Here is a 15317-nt window from a genome sequence, read left to right as displayed (position 1 = left end):
CCAAGACCATGACATCGACAGCCCTGGCCTCTCCGGTCACGATCGCCGCGGCGAACCGGCAGGCCCGGCGGGCCCGCTTCCTGGAGTGGGTCGCGATCCACTCCCTCGCCATCGCGGCCGCGCTCTTCTTCGTCCTCCCGTTCGTGTTCGTCGCGCTGACCGCGCTGATGAGCGACCAGCAGGCCCTCACCCGGGACCTGTGGCCGGACAGCTGGCACTGGGAGAACCTGAAGACCGTCTGGGAGACACCGGGCTTCCTGACGTGGTGGAAGAACACCTTGATGTACGCCGTTCTCGGCACCTCGCTGACGTTGTTGTCGAGTATCCCGGTCGCCTACGCGCTGGCCCGGTTCAAGTTCCGCGGCCGCAACTTCGCCCTGATGCTCGTGATCGCCACGATGATGCTGCCGCCACAGGTGGTCATCGTGCCGATGTACCTGTTCTGGGCCAAGCAACTGCACCTCTCGGGAACGCTGTGGCCGCTGATCATCCCGATGGCGTTCACCGACGCCTTCTCGGTGTTCCTGCTGCGGCAGTTCCTGCTGACCATTCCCAAGGACTACGTCGACGCAGCGAAGGTCGACGGGTGCGGAGAGTTCCGGGCACTGGTCCGGATCGTCCTCCCGATGGCCAAGCCGGCCATCGCCGCAGTGGCGCTGTTCCAGTTCTTCTACTGCTGGAACGACTACTTCGGGCCGCAGATCTACGCCTCCGAGAACGCGGCCGCCTGGACCCTGAGCTACGGCCTGGAGTCCTTCAAAGGCGCCCACCACACCAACTGGAACCTCACCATGGCCGCCACCTTGCTGGTGATGGCCCCGGTGATCATCTTGTTCTTCTTCGCGCAGAAAGCCTTCATCGAAGGCGTCACACTCACAGGGGTCAAAGGTTGAAACTCACAGTCGTAGGCGGCGGATCCACCTACACTCCCGAACTCGTCGACGGTTTCGCCCGGCTGCGTGACACGCTGCCGGTGACCGAGCTGGTCCTGGTCGACCCGGCCAAGGACCGCCTGGAACTCGTCGGCGGGCTGGCCAAGCGCATCTTCGCCAAGCAGGGTCACCCCGGTCGCGTCGTCACCACCACCGACATCGACGCCGGGATCGACGGTGCGGACGCCGTACTGCTGCAGCTGCGCGTCGGCGGGCAGGCGGCTCGTCAGGAGGACGAGACCTGGCCGCTGGAGTGCGGTTGTGTCGGTCAGGAGACGACCGGCGCCGGCGGACTCGCCAAGGCACTGCGGACGGTGCCGGTGGTGCTCGACATCGCCGAGCGAGTACGCCGTACCAACCCGGACGCATGGATCATCGACTTCACCAACCCGGTCGGCATTGTCACCCGGGCACTGCTGTCGCACGGTCACAAGGCGGTCGGGCTGTGCAACGTGGCGATCGGGTTCCAGCGCCGGTTCGCCAAGCTGCTGGGGGTCACACCGGACCAGGTGCAGCTCGACCACGTCGGGCTGAACCACCTCACCTGGGAGCGCGCAGTGCGCGTCGGCGGCGAAGACATGCTGCCGAAGCTGCTCGAGGGGCACGTAGGTGAGCTCGCAGCGGACCTGAAGCTTCCGCCGGAGTTGCTGCTGCAGCTGGGTGTCGTACCGTCGTACTACCTGCGCTACTTCTACCAGCACGACGAGGTGGTGCAGGAGCTCCTGACCAAGCCGTCGCGCGCTGCGGAGGTGGCCGCGTTGGAGACCCAACTGCTGGAGATGTACGCCGACCCCCAGCTCGACGAGAAGCCCGCACTGCTCGAGCAGCGTGGCGGTGCGTACTACTCCGAGGCTGCTGTGGACCTGGCGTCGTCACTGCTGAACGACACCGGCGACGTGCAGGTGGTGAACACGCTGAACGACGGCACGTTCCCGTTCCTCGCCGACGACGCAGTGATCGAGGTACCGGCCACAGTCGGTGCCGACGGCACCATGCCGGTCGCACTAGCCCCGCTAGAGCCCCTGTACGCCGGTCTGGTGGCGCACGTGACGGCGTACGAGGACCTGGCGCTGCAGGCCGCGATCAAGGGTGGACGCGAGCGGGTTTTCGAGGCACTGCTGGCACACCCGCTGGTCGGGCAGATCTCCTTGGCGGACCAACTGACGGACAAGCTGCTGGCCCACAACAAGCAGCACCTGCCGTGGGCCCGATGAGCGCCCCCTTGGTGCCGGGCGGCGTACTGGCCTTCGACGCCGGCAACAGCAAGACCGACGTCGCCCTGGTGTCGGCAGACGGCCGCGTGCTCGGCACAGCACGCGGCGGCGGCTTCGAGCCGCACGTCATCGGCGCCGACGCCGCTGTGGCCGGTCTGGAGCCGCTGGTGCGGGCTGCAGCGGCCGCAGCCGGTCTGCACTTCGGTGACCGCCCACTGGTCCAGCAGATCTCCGCCTGCCTCGCCAACGCCGACCTCCCGATCGAGGAGGAGCGACTGAGCGCAGCGTTCGAGCGCTTCGGCTGGGCCGAGTCGGTCTACGTCACCAACGACACCTTCGCCCTGCTGCGCTCCGGTGTGGACGAGCCGCGCGGCGTAGCGGTCGTCTGCGGCGCCGGTATCAACTGCGCCGGTCTCCTCCCCGACGGCCGCACCGCCCGCTTCCCTGCAGTCGGCAAGATCTCCGGCGATTGGGGAGGCGGTCAGCAGTTGGCCGAAGAAGCCTTCTCCGCCGCTGCCCGAGCCGACGACGGCCGCGGTCCCGCCACTGCTCTGATGACCGCGCTCCCGGCGCACTACGGCGTACCGTCCGTGCCAGCCCTCATCGAGGCCCTGCACCTCGGCGACATCCCCTACAACCGCCGTCTGGAAGCAGGCCCCGTCCTCTTCCAGGTAGCCGCCGCGGGCGACCCGATCGCCCGCGAAGTAGTCCAGCGCCAGGCCGAAGAGATCGTCACCATGGCCGTCGTAGCCATGCGCCGCCTCGACATCCTCGACGAGCCCACCGACGTCATCCTCGGCGGCGGCGTCCTCACGGCCGGGCACCCCCTGCTGATGGAGACGGTCATCCGCCTCCTCAACGCGGCCGCGCCCAAGGCGGTCGCCCGAGTGATCGACGTACCGCCTGTCGTAGGAGCAGCCCTCCTAGGCCTGGACCACACCAACGCACCACCAGACGCCCACCTCACCCTCAGATCCGCCTACGCGACTTCCCCTGCCGCGTAGACGCCCGCAGGCGGCCAGGCCCGGACCCCGTGACCGGACCTGACCGCCTGTTTCACTTCACCGTCGCGGCGTCCTCGAGGATCACCTCGTTGCGCTCGTAGCCGACCTCTGACTTCGGCCGGCCTGGCGGGAGGACCGGCGCCAGGGCGCGCCATACCTTTCGCAAGGCTTCTCGGTCGAACTCCTTGGGAGTGGCGGTCGCCAAGAGCAGCACATCACCGCTCTCCAGCGTCCGAACCGCCTCGAACGCACCAGACGCCTCGAGACCGGCCGCACGACCCAGCCGCTCCGCGAGAACGCCAGGACACAAGGTGATCCATCCGTAGCCCCGCAGGAACGTGCTGCTCTCGGCGATCGAGTGGATGAAGATGCGTCCGACAGCCATGTCGAGCGACGTCGCGTGGTTGACGTTGCCATCGAGCGTGACCTGGCCGTAGTCGACCGACCTGGACCCGACAGCGTCGGCAAGGAACGAGAGCCAGCGCCGGCCGGAGTCCGCATCCAACTGATCGAGAGTTCGGGTATTGATCGTGAGGCGCACCTGACCGGGCAGACCGGCATGCTCATCGACGACAGTGATCTCGACAGCGCCGATCGGTTCCTCGGAATCGTCCACTACGTCCAGCGTCAACCCCTCCGGCCGCCCGGCCAACCCCGCCAGCCGCTGCTGCCAGCCCGACTCCGAGAACTTCCGCTGCGCCATCCGCCCACCCCGGGGCTGATCCACGAACGCCGCACTGGCCGCCCCGGACTCAAGCCGGGCGAACAACTCCGGAAAGAGCGCGACCCCGCCCTCCATCCAGCGCCGTGCCACCGCCGCGAAGTCCGCGTCATCAGGCAACGCGCAGTTCACCTCGGCGTGCACCAGCGAGAAGCCTCGCATCATTCATCCTCCACTCAGCCGTACGCGGGCCCAGCACCTGTAGCAGCACCAAGTATGCCGAGTACGACGATCCCGGCGACCTCAGCCGGGCTCAATTGCGGCATCCAGGAGTTGTGTACGGTCTGCGAAGAGCTCTGCTGTTCCTCCTGCTGTCTCGTCTGCGTCTTGATCGCCGGCGGCTCCGGGGTCCGGTTCCTGGCGTAGTACCGCAAGCCCATCTGGGTCGACGGTCCTTTGTAGTTCTTGTACCTCGGGCTGTCCACATCAGGCTCCTGGCGCGACCAGATATTGATCGTGCCGCCAATGACCGGAACATTCGAGTCACTCGGCAGGCTTGGTCCAAGCTTGACCACACGCTTGTCGCTGCCACCCGAGTCGGCCAGCAGCTGAATCTGCAATTTGTTGACGTAGCGGTCGACCTGCTGCCGTCCGAAAAGGTCGTGCCCCTCCCCGGCCGGCTTGACCTCCCAGATGTAGACGCTGTCTTTGCCCCAGAAGATGACGTCAGCGATCCCGTCGCCGCCCGTTCCGTTGCGGTTGCCACCCTTGATCTTGTTGCGGCCCCCGTTCATGCCGGCGATGTCGGCCGTGACATCGCCTTCCATACCGTTGACGCCTGCCCAGATCTTGACGAAGAGTGCCGTCCTCTCGACGGCCACATCATGGTCGGCGCCGATGTAACCGCCCCTGCGATTCGGATCGTGGTCAGGGCCGTCCACCGGGCGGTCTGATCTGGTTGGCTTGACGGGCTCCGAAGGTTCGGTTGGGTGTCCCGGACGGACCGCCTCATCGTTCTCGATGGGGCGGAGGCCCGTCGGGTCGGAGAGGGTCGTGGGATTGTTGTTGCCGTAGGTGTAGGCTAGGAGCTGTTTGACATCCTGGGTGTCCAGGACTGGGTCGACCGAGATGAAGCGTCCCAGTACGGCGTCGTACTCACGGGCGCCAACTGTCGTCAAACCGGTGGACTTGTCCTCGGTTTTGCCGAGGAAGCCACGATTGTCGGGCCAGCTCGGGGCGGGAGCTCCGCGTGGCGTACCGAACGGGGTGGTGTAGCGCGTGGTGGCGATCAACGTGTCGCTGTCGACCGCCACCGACGCGGTGCCGTGGTAGTCGGTGACCACCCAGGAGACCTTGTTGTTGGCGGTACGAACCGCGACCTGGCGGTCGCCCAGGGAATAGCGCCGGCTCGCGGTCAGTGCCCGAGTAGTGGTGTCGAGCGTGACTTCGAGGGTTCCGACGTACAGGGTCGTCTTGCCTGGGTTCTTCCGGAGCAACAGGTTGCCCTCTGCGTCGTACACGTAGCCGTTGGTTGCGGAGCCTTCGGTGACTCGGGTGAGCTTGCCAGTCGGATCCCAGTCCAGCGATTGCTGGACGTTGGTCCCCGGTCGCGTCTTCGTGTTGCCCGAAGCGTCGTACGTGTAGCTCTTGTCGGCCTGACCTGTCGTCGCGACCTTGCTCACCGCATGCGGTCGCGCCGGGTCATAGGTGTACGTCGCCACGGTGTTGCCAGTCGGTGCGTGATCCGTCTGCGTCTTGCGCAGGCCGTAGCCGGTGTAGGTCCAGGACTGCCAGTACGGCGCCGCTCCGCCGAGCGAGGCTGCGTTCGGAGCCGCGGAACAGTCCCCACCATCCGGTGTCCAGGCCTCCGTCAGGCGGCGGTGGCCGTCGTAGTCGAAGCATTGTGCGTCGTCGCCGATGAGGTTCTTGTCCGACAGCACGTTGCCCGCGTCGTCGTAGGTGTACTCGTGGCTCGAGTAGATCGTCGTGTTGCCTGAGAACGTCTTCGTCAGCCGCCGGGTGCCGGTTTCGTACCGGTTGGCGATCTGCATGTCGTTTCGGGCGCCGAGCTTGTACTGGACCGGGTCGCCCAGCGGGCTGTACGCGACGTCGTTCACGTACTGCGCGCCGGTCGCCGTCAGCGAGGTCGGCATCCCGAGCTCGTTGTAGCCGTAGTCGACCGTCTCCAGGCCGACCGGTCCCGCGCCCGGCTGAGTGCTGTAGCTGATCGTCTGGGCGTCGGGTTTGTAGCCGATGGTGGTCTTGTACGTTCCGGTGAGCTCCGCTCCTTCGTCCGCGGGGACCACCACTGTCAACGCCGTCGGCTTGTACAACACGTTGCGGGAGACAATGTTTGTCTTGTACGCCGGACCCGGCTTACCCGTCGGGTAGGCGGTCGAGCCGAAAGCCTGCCCGAGATTGCCGGGAACGTCGTAGCTGAACTCCGATCGCAGTGTGGCGTCGCTCTTGGCGCCCTCGTGGATCGACACCACGCGGTTCATCGCGTCGTAGGTCTTCACCACGATCTGGCCGTTGCCATTGGTGACCGAGATCGGATTGTCGACCGCATCGTAGGCGGTGGTCGTGGTCCCGGAGTCCGGGTCGACGGACTGGACCTTACGGCCCTGCAGGTCGTAGCTGTAGCTCCAGACCGAGGTGTCGCTGGTCATCCTTGTCGGCCGACCTGCCAGGTCGAACGTGTAACGAGTGGTGTCGAAGTCCGAGCTCACCGTGTTGCCGTTGTACTCGCGGCGTTCGACGACCCGGCCGTGGATGTCGCTCACGTCAGTCGTGGCCGTACTGCCCTCAGGTGGGAGCGTGGTGATGCTGTCCCCTCCGTACAGCTTGCGGGTCGTCCATCGCGGGCCGTTGCTGACCAGGAAGGTTGAACTCGTCGGACGGCCCACGCCGTCGTATGTCGTGACAGTCTCGGACGGAGCCGTCGTATCCAGGACGACGGCCAGTGCACCGGAGGCCGCATGATCGGCATCCCAGACGTCGTTGTTCTCCGTCACCACGAGGCCGCGCGAGTCGTACTTCTTCTCGCCAATGATCCGCCCGCCCCCGACAGCCGGCGATTGGCGCTGTCGCTCGCGCAACAGAGCGTCGTAGATCGCATACGTCGTCAGATAGCCGTCAGCGCCGGTGTTCAGCGTCTCGGTCCGGACCCAGGATGCGGCCGTGCTCGACAGGTTGTAGGTATACCGCGTCGTCGGTTTCCCGGACGACTTCGGCTGGTTGGGCAGATATATCTCGACCAGTCTCCCGAGTGCGTCGTACAGATAGTCGGTGACCTTGGCGTTCGGGTCCTTGATCTGGGCCGGCAGGGCCCACTCGGGCTGGTAGGTGGTCACCGTCTCGAAGCCCTTGCTCGAGCCGTCCGCCACGGTGACCGGCGGCGTGGTTGCGACTGATCCGGTCTGTGGCCAGGCAAGGTCCGGTGTGTACGTCGTGGTCGTCGTCCGGCCGAGCGCGTCGGTACTCGTCCTGACTCGCCCGAGGGCGTCATAGGTCTTCGACGCGACAGTCTGATACTGCGCGACGGCATTCGCGTCGTACGAGCTCAATCGCTGCTGGACCGAGATGTCACCCTTGGTGGGCGCGACGCCGAATCCAGCCTGGTCGTAGAAAGTCCGGTTGTCGGTGAGTACGCGATTCTTCGGTGGATTCGCAGAGGTCCCGTCGCAGACACCGGTCGACGAAACCACCCGCGACGGGTAGCTCATCAACCAGTCACTGGTGTTCTTCGCGTACGACGTGATCGTGCAGGTCTCGTCACCAGCCGCCGGCGCACCCTCGTCCTCCACCTGTGTCGGTACACCGGTCTGGGTGTCGTAGCTCATCGATATCTGCTGGTCGAGATCGGATCGGCCGCCGTCGCGCGCGGTCAGCGTCCGCACCGCCGACGGCTTGACCAGGCTCGCCTGCAGGTCGGCCCCTTCGGGCACGGTTTGCGTCGCGGTTGCCCGCGTCCAGTAGTCAGTGATCGTCCGAGCCACGCGCTCGGTCGTCGTCCCGTTGTACGTAATCTCCTCCCGGGTCTGGCCGGCGAGCGCGGCCAGATCCGGCCTGGTGCCGTTCGTGCTGTCGGGAATGGTCTCTACCTTGGTTCCACCCGCAGCCAACTTGTCGCCATTCATGCCGCGGAAGTAAGTCGACACCTTCCTCGAGACCGGACCTGGCTGAGTCGGATCCCCGAGCGTCTCCTGGACGTTCTCGTAACCCCGCCAGTCGGCCCAGGTGCGCTGGTTCTTCGGAATCAACGGGCTGTCCTGATAGTGCCAGGCCGCGCCACCGGAGTACGCATAACTGGTGACTACCGTGTCGCCGCCACCCGTGCCATCGGTCACTCGCACCTGGGCGACCACATGACGATGGAACCAGTCCTCGAGCTCCTCTTCCATCGGCGGGCTCCACTTGACCGGATAGCACCGCATCGTGTTGCGGTCCTTGGAAGCGGGCATCCTGTTGAGTTCCGCGTCGCACTCGGTCGGCGCGTAGTTGACAGTGATCTGTCCACCGGTCTCGGTGTGGATCGTGCCCACGCGGTGCTTCACCATCGCGGCTATTCCATCGTTGGTGGAGTCAACTCGATTCGGCAACGCGGTCGGGTCGAAGGTGACTGTCGAGGTCAGTGTCGGCGCGCCGGTCCTGGTCACCAGACCGGTGTGGCTGATCCCACCCAGCCACATCGACTTGTCTGCCGGGTCCCCGTTCGGCGACGGGAAACTCAGGTTCGTCCGCCAGCGATCGACGTCCTGATACCCGGAACTCTTCAGCACCTTGGTGGTGACCTCGTAGAGTCGCTTGCGGCTGAAGAACGTCGGCGCCGTCTTGCTACAGGTCGCACCAGCCGCACAGATCTGGTCGAAGGGGACGTCAGGCCAGTTGGCCTTCGTTGTGCTGCTGAGCGATGAGCAGTTTGCCAGGCACCGTTCTGCCGGCGTGAAGGCGACCTGCATCGGAGCGGTGGCAGTCATCGCGGTTGTCCGCTGACCATAGTCGATGCGCTCGAGATAGCCGCCACGGTCGTAGACCTTGCTGGCGGCTGTCTCACCGTTCTGCGCGTAGTAGTTGTTTTCCTTCTGGTACCACAGCGTCATCGCGTTGCCATGCCGGTCGACGACGTAGTCGAGATTCCACCGCCAGGCCTGCTGACAGAAGGACGAGGCGAAGGGCTTGTTGTAGCACTGGCCACCGGAAGCGTCACCGGAGACAGGCACTGTCCACACCGAATTGGTGACCTTCGAGGTGATTCCGGGAATCGACTGCTGACCGAAGAAGTACTGCGTGCCGTCGGGCGTGGTGACCTTCCACGACTCGTTGTTGTTGTCGCCGTTGGCCGGACCGGTGGTGACCTTCTGGACCTTCGAGCCGTCGTCGTTTTTCAGGTGCCAACTGTCACCGGAGCCGACCAGTTCGTTGGCTTGACCGTTCATGACCAGAGTCGCGTTGTCGAACTTCCAGCACAGATCGAACTTGCCGGGGTGCCCGGCTTCGCTGCAGCTCACATACTTGCGCTCGACGTACGACGACGAGAGCTCCCAGCCCTCGCCGACCCAGGACGGCTGGTTGTTGGACCCTGCGGTCCGGCCGTCGACAGCCTGAGACGAGTAGTTGAAGGCTAGCTGTGGCGCCGGTGCACCGGCCAGCGGCGGCACTCTCAGCGGGTAGCTCCAGCTGAAGTTTCCGCTGGATCCACCCGCGGTCCAGGTCGCGGACGGCGACAGACTGGTCGCCTTGTAGTCCCCGGTGACCGCAGCATCCGCAGCTGTGACGGCAAAAGCCCGCTGGCTCTCGTCGACCGGCACCTCGGCCGACAGCGTCTTCGTCTCAGTATCGTTGATGGAGGCAACTTCTGTCGGCTGCAGACAGCCGGCCTTGGCGGGAGTCGTCAACGCACAGGCGGGCAGCTCGCGCAGGACCAGCCGCGATGCCCAGTCGCCGCCGAAAGCAGTAGCGAAGCCGGCGTAGCCAACGGTCAGCCGCACCCTGGACGCCGTACCGTCCGCGGCCGTGAGCCCGAGCAGGACACCCGAAACATCAGCAGCCTCCGTGGCCCGACGATCCAGCACCTTGACCCGTACCGGAGCCGCCTTCGCCGACCGTGAGCCCTTCGGCAGCGAAACCGCGATCGGCTCGGCCGACGTGGTCTTGGCCGCGCCTTCCGGCACCCGCGTGGTGTCGGTTGCCGTCGGCCACTTCACCGGCCGGGCGAAATCCACGGAGGTCGCAGCCAACGCCCGTTTCAGATAGGCCGACTCTTCCACGCGCGGCGGTGTGAACTTCGACGTCGTCGTCGACTCGTACTTCGGCAGCGGGGGCATGCCCGTCGCCTGAGCCGTGGCCAGCTGCCCAGCCGGCACGAACCCGGCCAGCATCGCTGTTGTCGTTGCAAATGCGACACCGATCGTGATCATGTCAGCCCTCCGTGCCACAGTCGCCGACCTCCGGGAACTCTTCACAGGCGCGTTCGTCGGTCAGCACTCCGGCGTACATCCGAAGGTCGTCCATCCGGCCACCGAACTGGCCGCCGTTCCGGCCCGCCGCAAGCTGGGTGGCGCCGGTTCGCAGCGCCGAATGGAAATCGATCGCTCCATCGGCGGCCCGGTACCGGTCGACCGACAACGCGATCCTGCCGACCACCCCGTCCTCCGCATCCGGATCGGCCATCGCGTCGTACGTCGCGATCAACAGATGCCAGTCGTCGCGCGGCGAATCGAGATCGGTTTCGGAGATGACGATCTGCTCCGTCTTGGCCGGGTCGGCCGGATCTGGCGCGCTCAGGCCGCGGGCGAAAATCCACCGGCCGGTGATGGTACTGGTCGGCTCGAACTCAAGCCTCCAGGTGTCCCGGTCGCCGCTGGTGGGCCCCTGCCGAACGATCACCGACCGCTTCGTCGGATCCGACAGCTTGACCCACACGGCGACGGTGAAACTTCCGCCCGCATCCACGACCGGTCTGGCCAGATTCAGTTGCTCGCCGGGATTCCCGGCGAGCTCCAGAACGCGTCCGCGCTCGTCGTCGTCGACGAAGGCCGCTGCCGGATCAGCGACGCCGCGGATCTCAAGGTTGGCGGTGTACACCGGTTCGCCGGTTCGCCAGATTTGGTCGGCCGAGTTGTAGGCGCTGTTGAGCGGCCAGTTCCCGACCAAGCCCGACACTTGTGCACCCAGTGGATCAGCCGGGTCCATGAAGGCCGCGACCTTCTGGATATCGACCGTCCGTAGGGCCCGCTGCCAGAGCTGGACCTGGTCGATCGTGCCGAAGAACGGCGCGACGAGGGCGTCGTTGTACCGACCGATCCCGACTGTGAAGGCCTTGGTCGCTTTCCAGGCGATCGGAGTGAAAGCGACGTTCCCGGCGTTCTGCAGCCTGCCGTTGACGTAAAGCTGCAGCTTCTGCGCGTTGGCGTCGTACACGCCGGCCAGATGGGTCCAGGCTCCCCATAACGCCACGTCGTCGGAGGTGGCTTTGACGATGGCGGGATTCACGGCATCGGTGACCATGCGCTGGAAGATCCACTTGTTGCCCGAGTAGTACAGCTCGAACGCGCTGCCGTGCTCGCCCATCGCAGCTGCGACCACTCCTTGGGTCGTCGTATTTCGCACCCGGGCCCAGGCCGAGATCGTAAAGCTCTTGGAGGTGTCGACGATCGTCGTCGCGTTGCTGGCGTAGTCGTTCACGCCGTCTGTCTGAAGGGAGGCGCCGGAGCGTCCGACGTCGTCGAAGGTCGCACCGCCCATGAGCGTGAGTGCGTGCGGCACCGCCGGGGCTACTGCCGCGTCCGCTGCCGTCATACCGGTCCCTTCGTTGAAGGACCAGGAACCGATCGGACCCGACTGCGCCTTGATATTGACGGTGAACTCGGTCACTCCACTCAGGTGGCCAGCCGCATCCTGGCTCTGCACACTGATCGTGTTCCAGCCCTCTTCTGGTGGCACCAGACCCTTGGTCGAGGTGAGACCGGCCGACTCGCCGGGCAGGCGAGCGTTCTGAAAGTGATAGACGTGCTTGACCACGTCGGCGGCGTTGCCCTTGAAGGTGAAGCTCACAGATCCGCCGTACGGCGTGTCGTCGGGACACGTCGCCTCGGTGCCGCAGTCCTTCAGCGCGATCGTCCCGTACTTCGCTGTCACTGTCGGGGGTGGTGGAATGGTGGAGTCGGTCCGGAAGTAGCACCATCCACTCCACGGCGACGAGAGCGAGCCACCTGTGTACGGGTACACCGTCTTTGCGCGGACGTGGAACGTCGTCTGGTCGGCAAGTGCGTTGGCCACGGTGTTGGTCATCAAGGTGTTCGGGACATCCTGACCGCTGCTCCGGTTGACTACGAGGGTGCCGGCGCTGTTGTAGACCTCCCAGGTCGCGTATACCCGCGCGCTGGTCTCTGTCGCCGACACTCGGACCCGGGCCTGGAACTTCGGCGTCAGGTCGCCGATGTAAGCCACCGCTGTCGACGGCTTGCAGCCGACCGCCGGGTCGGCCAGTCCGACCATGTCCGGCGCGAGCGGCGGCGAGATGAAGCTGACATCGAGCTGCCCGTAGGTCGGTTCGAACTGCTTCCACGCGATCTCGTCCGTCTCGTCCGTGGCCCGCAGCCGGAATGTCGCTGTTCGCCCACCACCGGTCAGGGTCGTCGTCAGAGAGGAAGTCACATTGAACTCCTCAGCGGCGTTCGGGCAGGACTGCGTGTAGCCGTGGGCGAAGCTCTTCGTGGCAATGTCGGCGACCGCGGCCGGTTGCTTGTTCCAGGTTGTCGCCGCGCTGATCGGGCCGGATCGAGTGACCGTGACCTGCCGCGCCGAGCAACTGGCCGAGTGCACCTCGTACACACGGAAATCTGCCTTCAGGACCTTCTTGCCCAGGAACGGCGACACATCGAACTGCCACCAGGAGCGGACGATCTTGTGCTGCTCGAACCCCTCGTAGCCGACGCCCAGATCATGGGAAGTCTTGAAGAACGAGGTCGTCGGGTACAGCTGCCAAGCCGCTGCCCAGGCATTGCGGGTCTGGCGCTTGAAAACTGGGTCGAGTACGACCGGGAAGACCGTCTGGGCCGAGTCCATCATGGCCGCGTCCGGCCTGAACGTGAGTTCTTCACCGGTGCCGTGGAAGTCCATCTCGGCCACATGCGCACCGCCGACCGGGCCACCCTCGACTGCGGATGCCGACGACCGCGCAGCCTTGCCGGCGGGCCCTCCGGCCGAGTCCCACATCAGCGCTTCGCCGACGATCAGTGCCAGTCGGCCGGTGCTGTCGATGTACTCCGCCCGGCCCTCGGCATCCTTCCGGACATTCAGACCGTCCTTGGTGATAGGGAAACGCACTGTGTCGAGGGCTGGGTTCTGCGCGGCGGCCCGGTTCTTCACGACGACGTTGTAGGTAAACGCCTCCCGAGTCGCCTCGACCACCAGATCAACGCCAGGCAGAACCTCGCCATACGTCGCCGTACTGCCCGACAACACTGGCTTGGGGAGCGACCACGGGGAACTCATGGTCAGTGCGTCGTCATCGATCCCCAGCCGCGCAAGGGAGCCGGCACCGCCGCCGGACAAGGTGAGGTCTGCCGCAGCCCTCGGGTGGACCGAGCCGTCCGGCGCGAACTCGAGGGTCGTGTCGATCGGGACCCATTCGCTGCCCTGGCGTGATCGCACCGGCGCAGCGTTGAGCTCGGCGGTCATCGAACCGTCTGGTTCGGCCAGCACTCGTGAGGTCTCAGTGGTCTTCCCCGGGACCTCCACGCGCTCGCCGGTCGCCGCGGCCTGGCGGACGGCCTGCGCCTCGGTGAGTGGCACGGCAGGCCGGATCTCCGGCACCACCGCTTCGGCCGGCTGGGACACCAAGAGCCCGGCCAAAAGACTCAGTACAGCGCCAGTGCGCACACCAAAAGCAGACATACCCCACCCCAGGACGGATCGCGCGAAACCCCCACGACGCGCCACTGATCGGTGACGCGACGTCAGGGTGGGCCCCGCGATCCGCCCGGGTCAAGCAAACAACCCCCGAATTGCACGAAGCTGCAATGGGTTCTACGGGGTGGCGCAGACGGCGTACGCGGTGACGGACCAGTTGTTGGTGGTGCCGTCCTGGTCTTCGAAGGCTTCGGCGCGGACCGAGGTGAGGTCGGCGCTCGGGACTACGTCGTCGAGGAGGACCTGTCCTTTGCCGTTGGCGATTTCGTGGCCGGTGCCGACTACCTTCTTGCCTGCCGGGCAGGTGGCGGTGACGGACTTGTTGGCGGCGGAGTCGGTCGGTGAGGTGGCCGCGACGCGTTGGAGGCCGGGGAGCGGGGCTCCGCAACGGGCTGACGCGCTGGCGCTCCAGTCGTCGGTGCGGCCGGCTTGGGCTTCGAACACGTCGACGGTGACGCTGGTGAGGTCGGCGCTCGGGATGGCGTCGTCGAGGACCAGGCTGCCGCCCGAGGAGGCCGCGCCGGCGCTGGTGGTGACCTCGCCGGCCGGGCAGCGGGTGGTGACGATCTTCTCGGTGCTCGAGTTGTACGCCGAGAATCCGTTGACCGACGACCGGTACGGGCCCGAGGTGCAGATGGCGAACGAGGTCAGGCTCCAGTCGGCCGCCGTACCGTCGGCGTCCTCGTCGGCCTGGGTCGTGCCCCACTCGCGCTCGATCTGGGTGTAGGTGGACAGGCTGGTCTGGCCGCGGCCGCCGACCACCTCGCCACCGGCGCCGAGGATGTGACTCGTCATCGGGCACTGGGCGCTGCCGGACTTGGACGGGCTGGAGTCCGGACCATACGTTTCGCTGACGAGTTGCAGGTCCGGTACGGCGGCGTGGGCGGGCTGGGCGGAGATGAGGGCGGTGCCGATCAGGACGGCTGCGGCGAGCGCGCGCGGAAAGATCATGCGCCCAAGGGTCGGGGCGCTCGCCGTACCGCACCAGCTTTTGCAGCGTGCTGGAAATCGGTCTCCGGTTCTGCTTGAAATGGGTTTGGGTAAGGGTGTAATCATGATTACATGAGTACAAAGACAGATACCGAACGGGTGCGCGGCTGGGTCACCGGCCGGCTGCCCGGGGAGTGGTTCGAGGGCGAGCCGGAGCTGACCATCGACCGGGACGAGATCCTGATCGTGGGGCGGCTGAAGGCTCCCGAGCAGGGCGACGACGTGAGCGCCGCCGAACGGTCCGCCGCCGAAGAGGGCCGGATCAAGCAGTTCCGCGAGGACACCCGGGAGCGCCGGATCGAGATCGCCCGCGAACTCGAGCACGCCACCCGGCGCAAGGTCGCGTGGGGTGTCGACTGCGGTGGGAGCCGGAAGGTCTTCACCTCGCTGTCCGCGCCGGTGATGACGCGGCTGCGGCAGCCCGAGCGGCAGGTGCTCGACACACTCGTGGACGCCGGCGTGGCTCGGTCGCGCAGCGACGCGCTGGGCTGGTGCGTGAAGCTCGTGTCGCAGCACGCCGACACCTGGCTGGGCGACCTCCGCGAGGCGCTCACCAAGGTCGAGGACGTGCGCAGCGCGGGGCCGGACAAGACCGAGTAGT

The 15317-nt window shown here is 66.1% G+C and carries 8 protein-coding genes; 4 read left to right on the top strand and 4 right to left on the bottom strand.

Annotated elements, in window-relative coordinates:
* Positions 1-8: 8 nt before the first annotated feature.
* From ACFTSF_RS07330 to ACFTSF_RS07320, 3 genes are read left to right on the top strand one after another with little or no spacing between them, the layout of a single operon-like run.
* On the top strand, positions 9-893 hold the full coding sequence (locus ACFTSF_RS07330) for a carbohydrate ABC transporter permease (RefSeq protein WP_344156415.1): 885 nt from the start codon (positions 9-11) through the stop codon (positions 891-893).
* On the top strand, positions 890-2146 hold the full coding sequence (locus tag ACFTSF_RS07325) for a 6-phospho-beta-glucosidase (protein ID WP_380153023.1): 1257 nt from the start codon (positions 890-892) through the stop codon (positions 2144-2146). The genes ACFTSF_RS07330 and ACFTSF_RS07325 overlap by 4 nt, the downstream gene beginning before the upstream one ends.
* A complete protein-coding gene (locus tag ACFTSF_RS07320; protein WP_380153021.1) occupies positions 2143-3150 on the top strand; it encodes an N-acetylglucosamine kinase in 1008 nt (335 codons plus the stop codon). The genes ACFTSF_RS07325 and ACFTSF_RS07320 overlap by 4 nt, the downstream gene beginning before the upstream one ends.
* A gap of 52 nt (positions 3151-3202) precedes the next feature.
* Here the strand turns inward: ACFTSF_RS07320 and ACFTSF_RS07315 are convergent, their stop codons facing one another.
* The 4 genes from ACFTSF_RS07315 to ACFTSF_RS07300 form a co-directional block, all read right to left on the bottom strand.
* Positions 3203-4033, bottom strand: a complete 831-nt coding sequence (locus ACFTSF_RS07315) for a hypothetical protein (RefSeq protein ID WP_380153019.1) — start codon at positions 4031-4033, stop codon at positions 3203-3205.
* A 14-nt stretch (positions 4034-4047) separates the two neighbouring features.
* Positions 4048-10230, bottom strand: a complete 6183-nt coding sequence (locus tag ACFTSF_RS07310) for an RHS repeat-associated core domain-containing protein (RefSeq protein ID WP_380153017.1) — start codon at positions 10228-10230, stop codon at positions 4048-4050.
* A gap of 1 nt (position 10231) precedes the next feature.
* Positions 10232-13696: a LamG-like jellyroll fold domain-containing protein gene (locus ACFTSF_RS07305; protein ID WP_380153015.1), complete on the bottom strand. Its 3465-nt coding sequence runs from the start codon at positions 13694-13696 to the stop codon at positions 10232-10234.
* 147 nt (positions 13697-13843) lie between these two features.
* The gene (locus tag ACFTSF_RS07300; RefSeq protein WP_380153013.1) at positions 13844-14677 is read right to left on the bottom strand and encodes a hypothetical protein; all 834 of its coding nucleotides are present in this window, start codon (positions 14675-14677) and stop codon (positions 13844-13846) included.
* Positions 14678-14788: 111 nt separating this feature from the next.
* Between ACFTSF_RS07300 and ACFTSF_RS07295 the strand changes: the two genes are divergently transcribed.
* Positions 14789-15316: a hypothetical protein gene (locus tag ACFTSF_RS07295; RefSeq protein WP_344156402.1), complete on the top strand. Its 528-nt coding sequence runs from the start codon at positions 14789-14791 to the stop codon at positions 15314-15316.
* The last annotated feature ends 1 nt before the right edge of the window (position 15317 follow it).

Origin of the sequence: Kribbella sp. NPDC056951 (assembly GCF_042674205.1) — a bacterium.
GTDB lineage: Bacteria > Actinomycetota > Actinomycetes > Propionibacteriales > Kribbellaceae > Kribbella > Kribbella yunnanensis.
Note: the sequence above shows the minus strand (reverse complement) of the source record. Positions and strands in the feature narration are given on the sequence as shown.

Bases quoted from the DNA above. Each gene is read 5' to 3' on its own strand.
- ACFTSF_RS07330 (WP_344156415.1), top strand. From the start codon at position 9: ATGACATCGACAGCCCTGGCCTCTCCGGTCACGATCGCCGCGGCGAAC.
- ACFTSF_RS07315 (WP_380153019.1), bottom strand. From the start codon at position 4,033: ATGCGAGGCTTCTCGCTGGTGCACGCCGAGGTGAACTGCGCGTTGCCT.
- ACFTSF_RS07320 (WP_380153021.1), top strand. From the start codon at position 2,143: ATGAGCGCCCCCTTGGTGCCGGGCGGCGTACTGGCCTTCGACGCCGGC.
- ACFTSF_RS07310 (WP_380153017.1), bottom strand. From the start codon at position 10,230: ATGATCACGATCGGTGTCGCATTTGCAACGACAACAGCGATGCTGGCC.
- ACFTSF_RS07300 (WP_380153013.1), bottom strand. From the start codon at position 14,677: ATGATCTTTCCGCGCGCGCTCGCCGCAGCCGTCCTGATCGGCACCGCC.
- ACFTSF_RS07295 (WP_344156402.1), top strand. From the start codon at position 14,789: ATGAGTACAAAGACAGATACCGAACGGGTGCGCGGCTGGGTCACCGGC.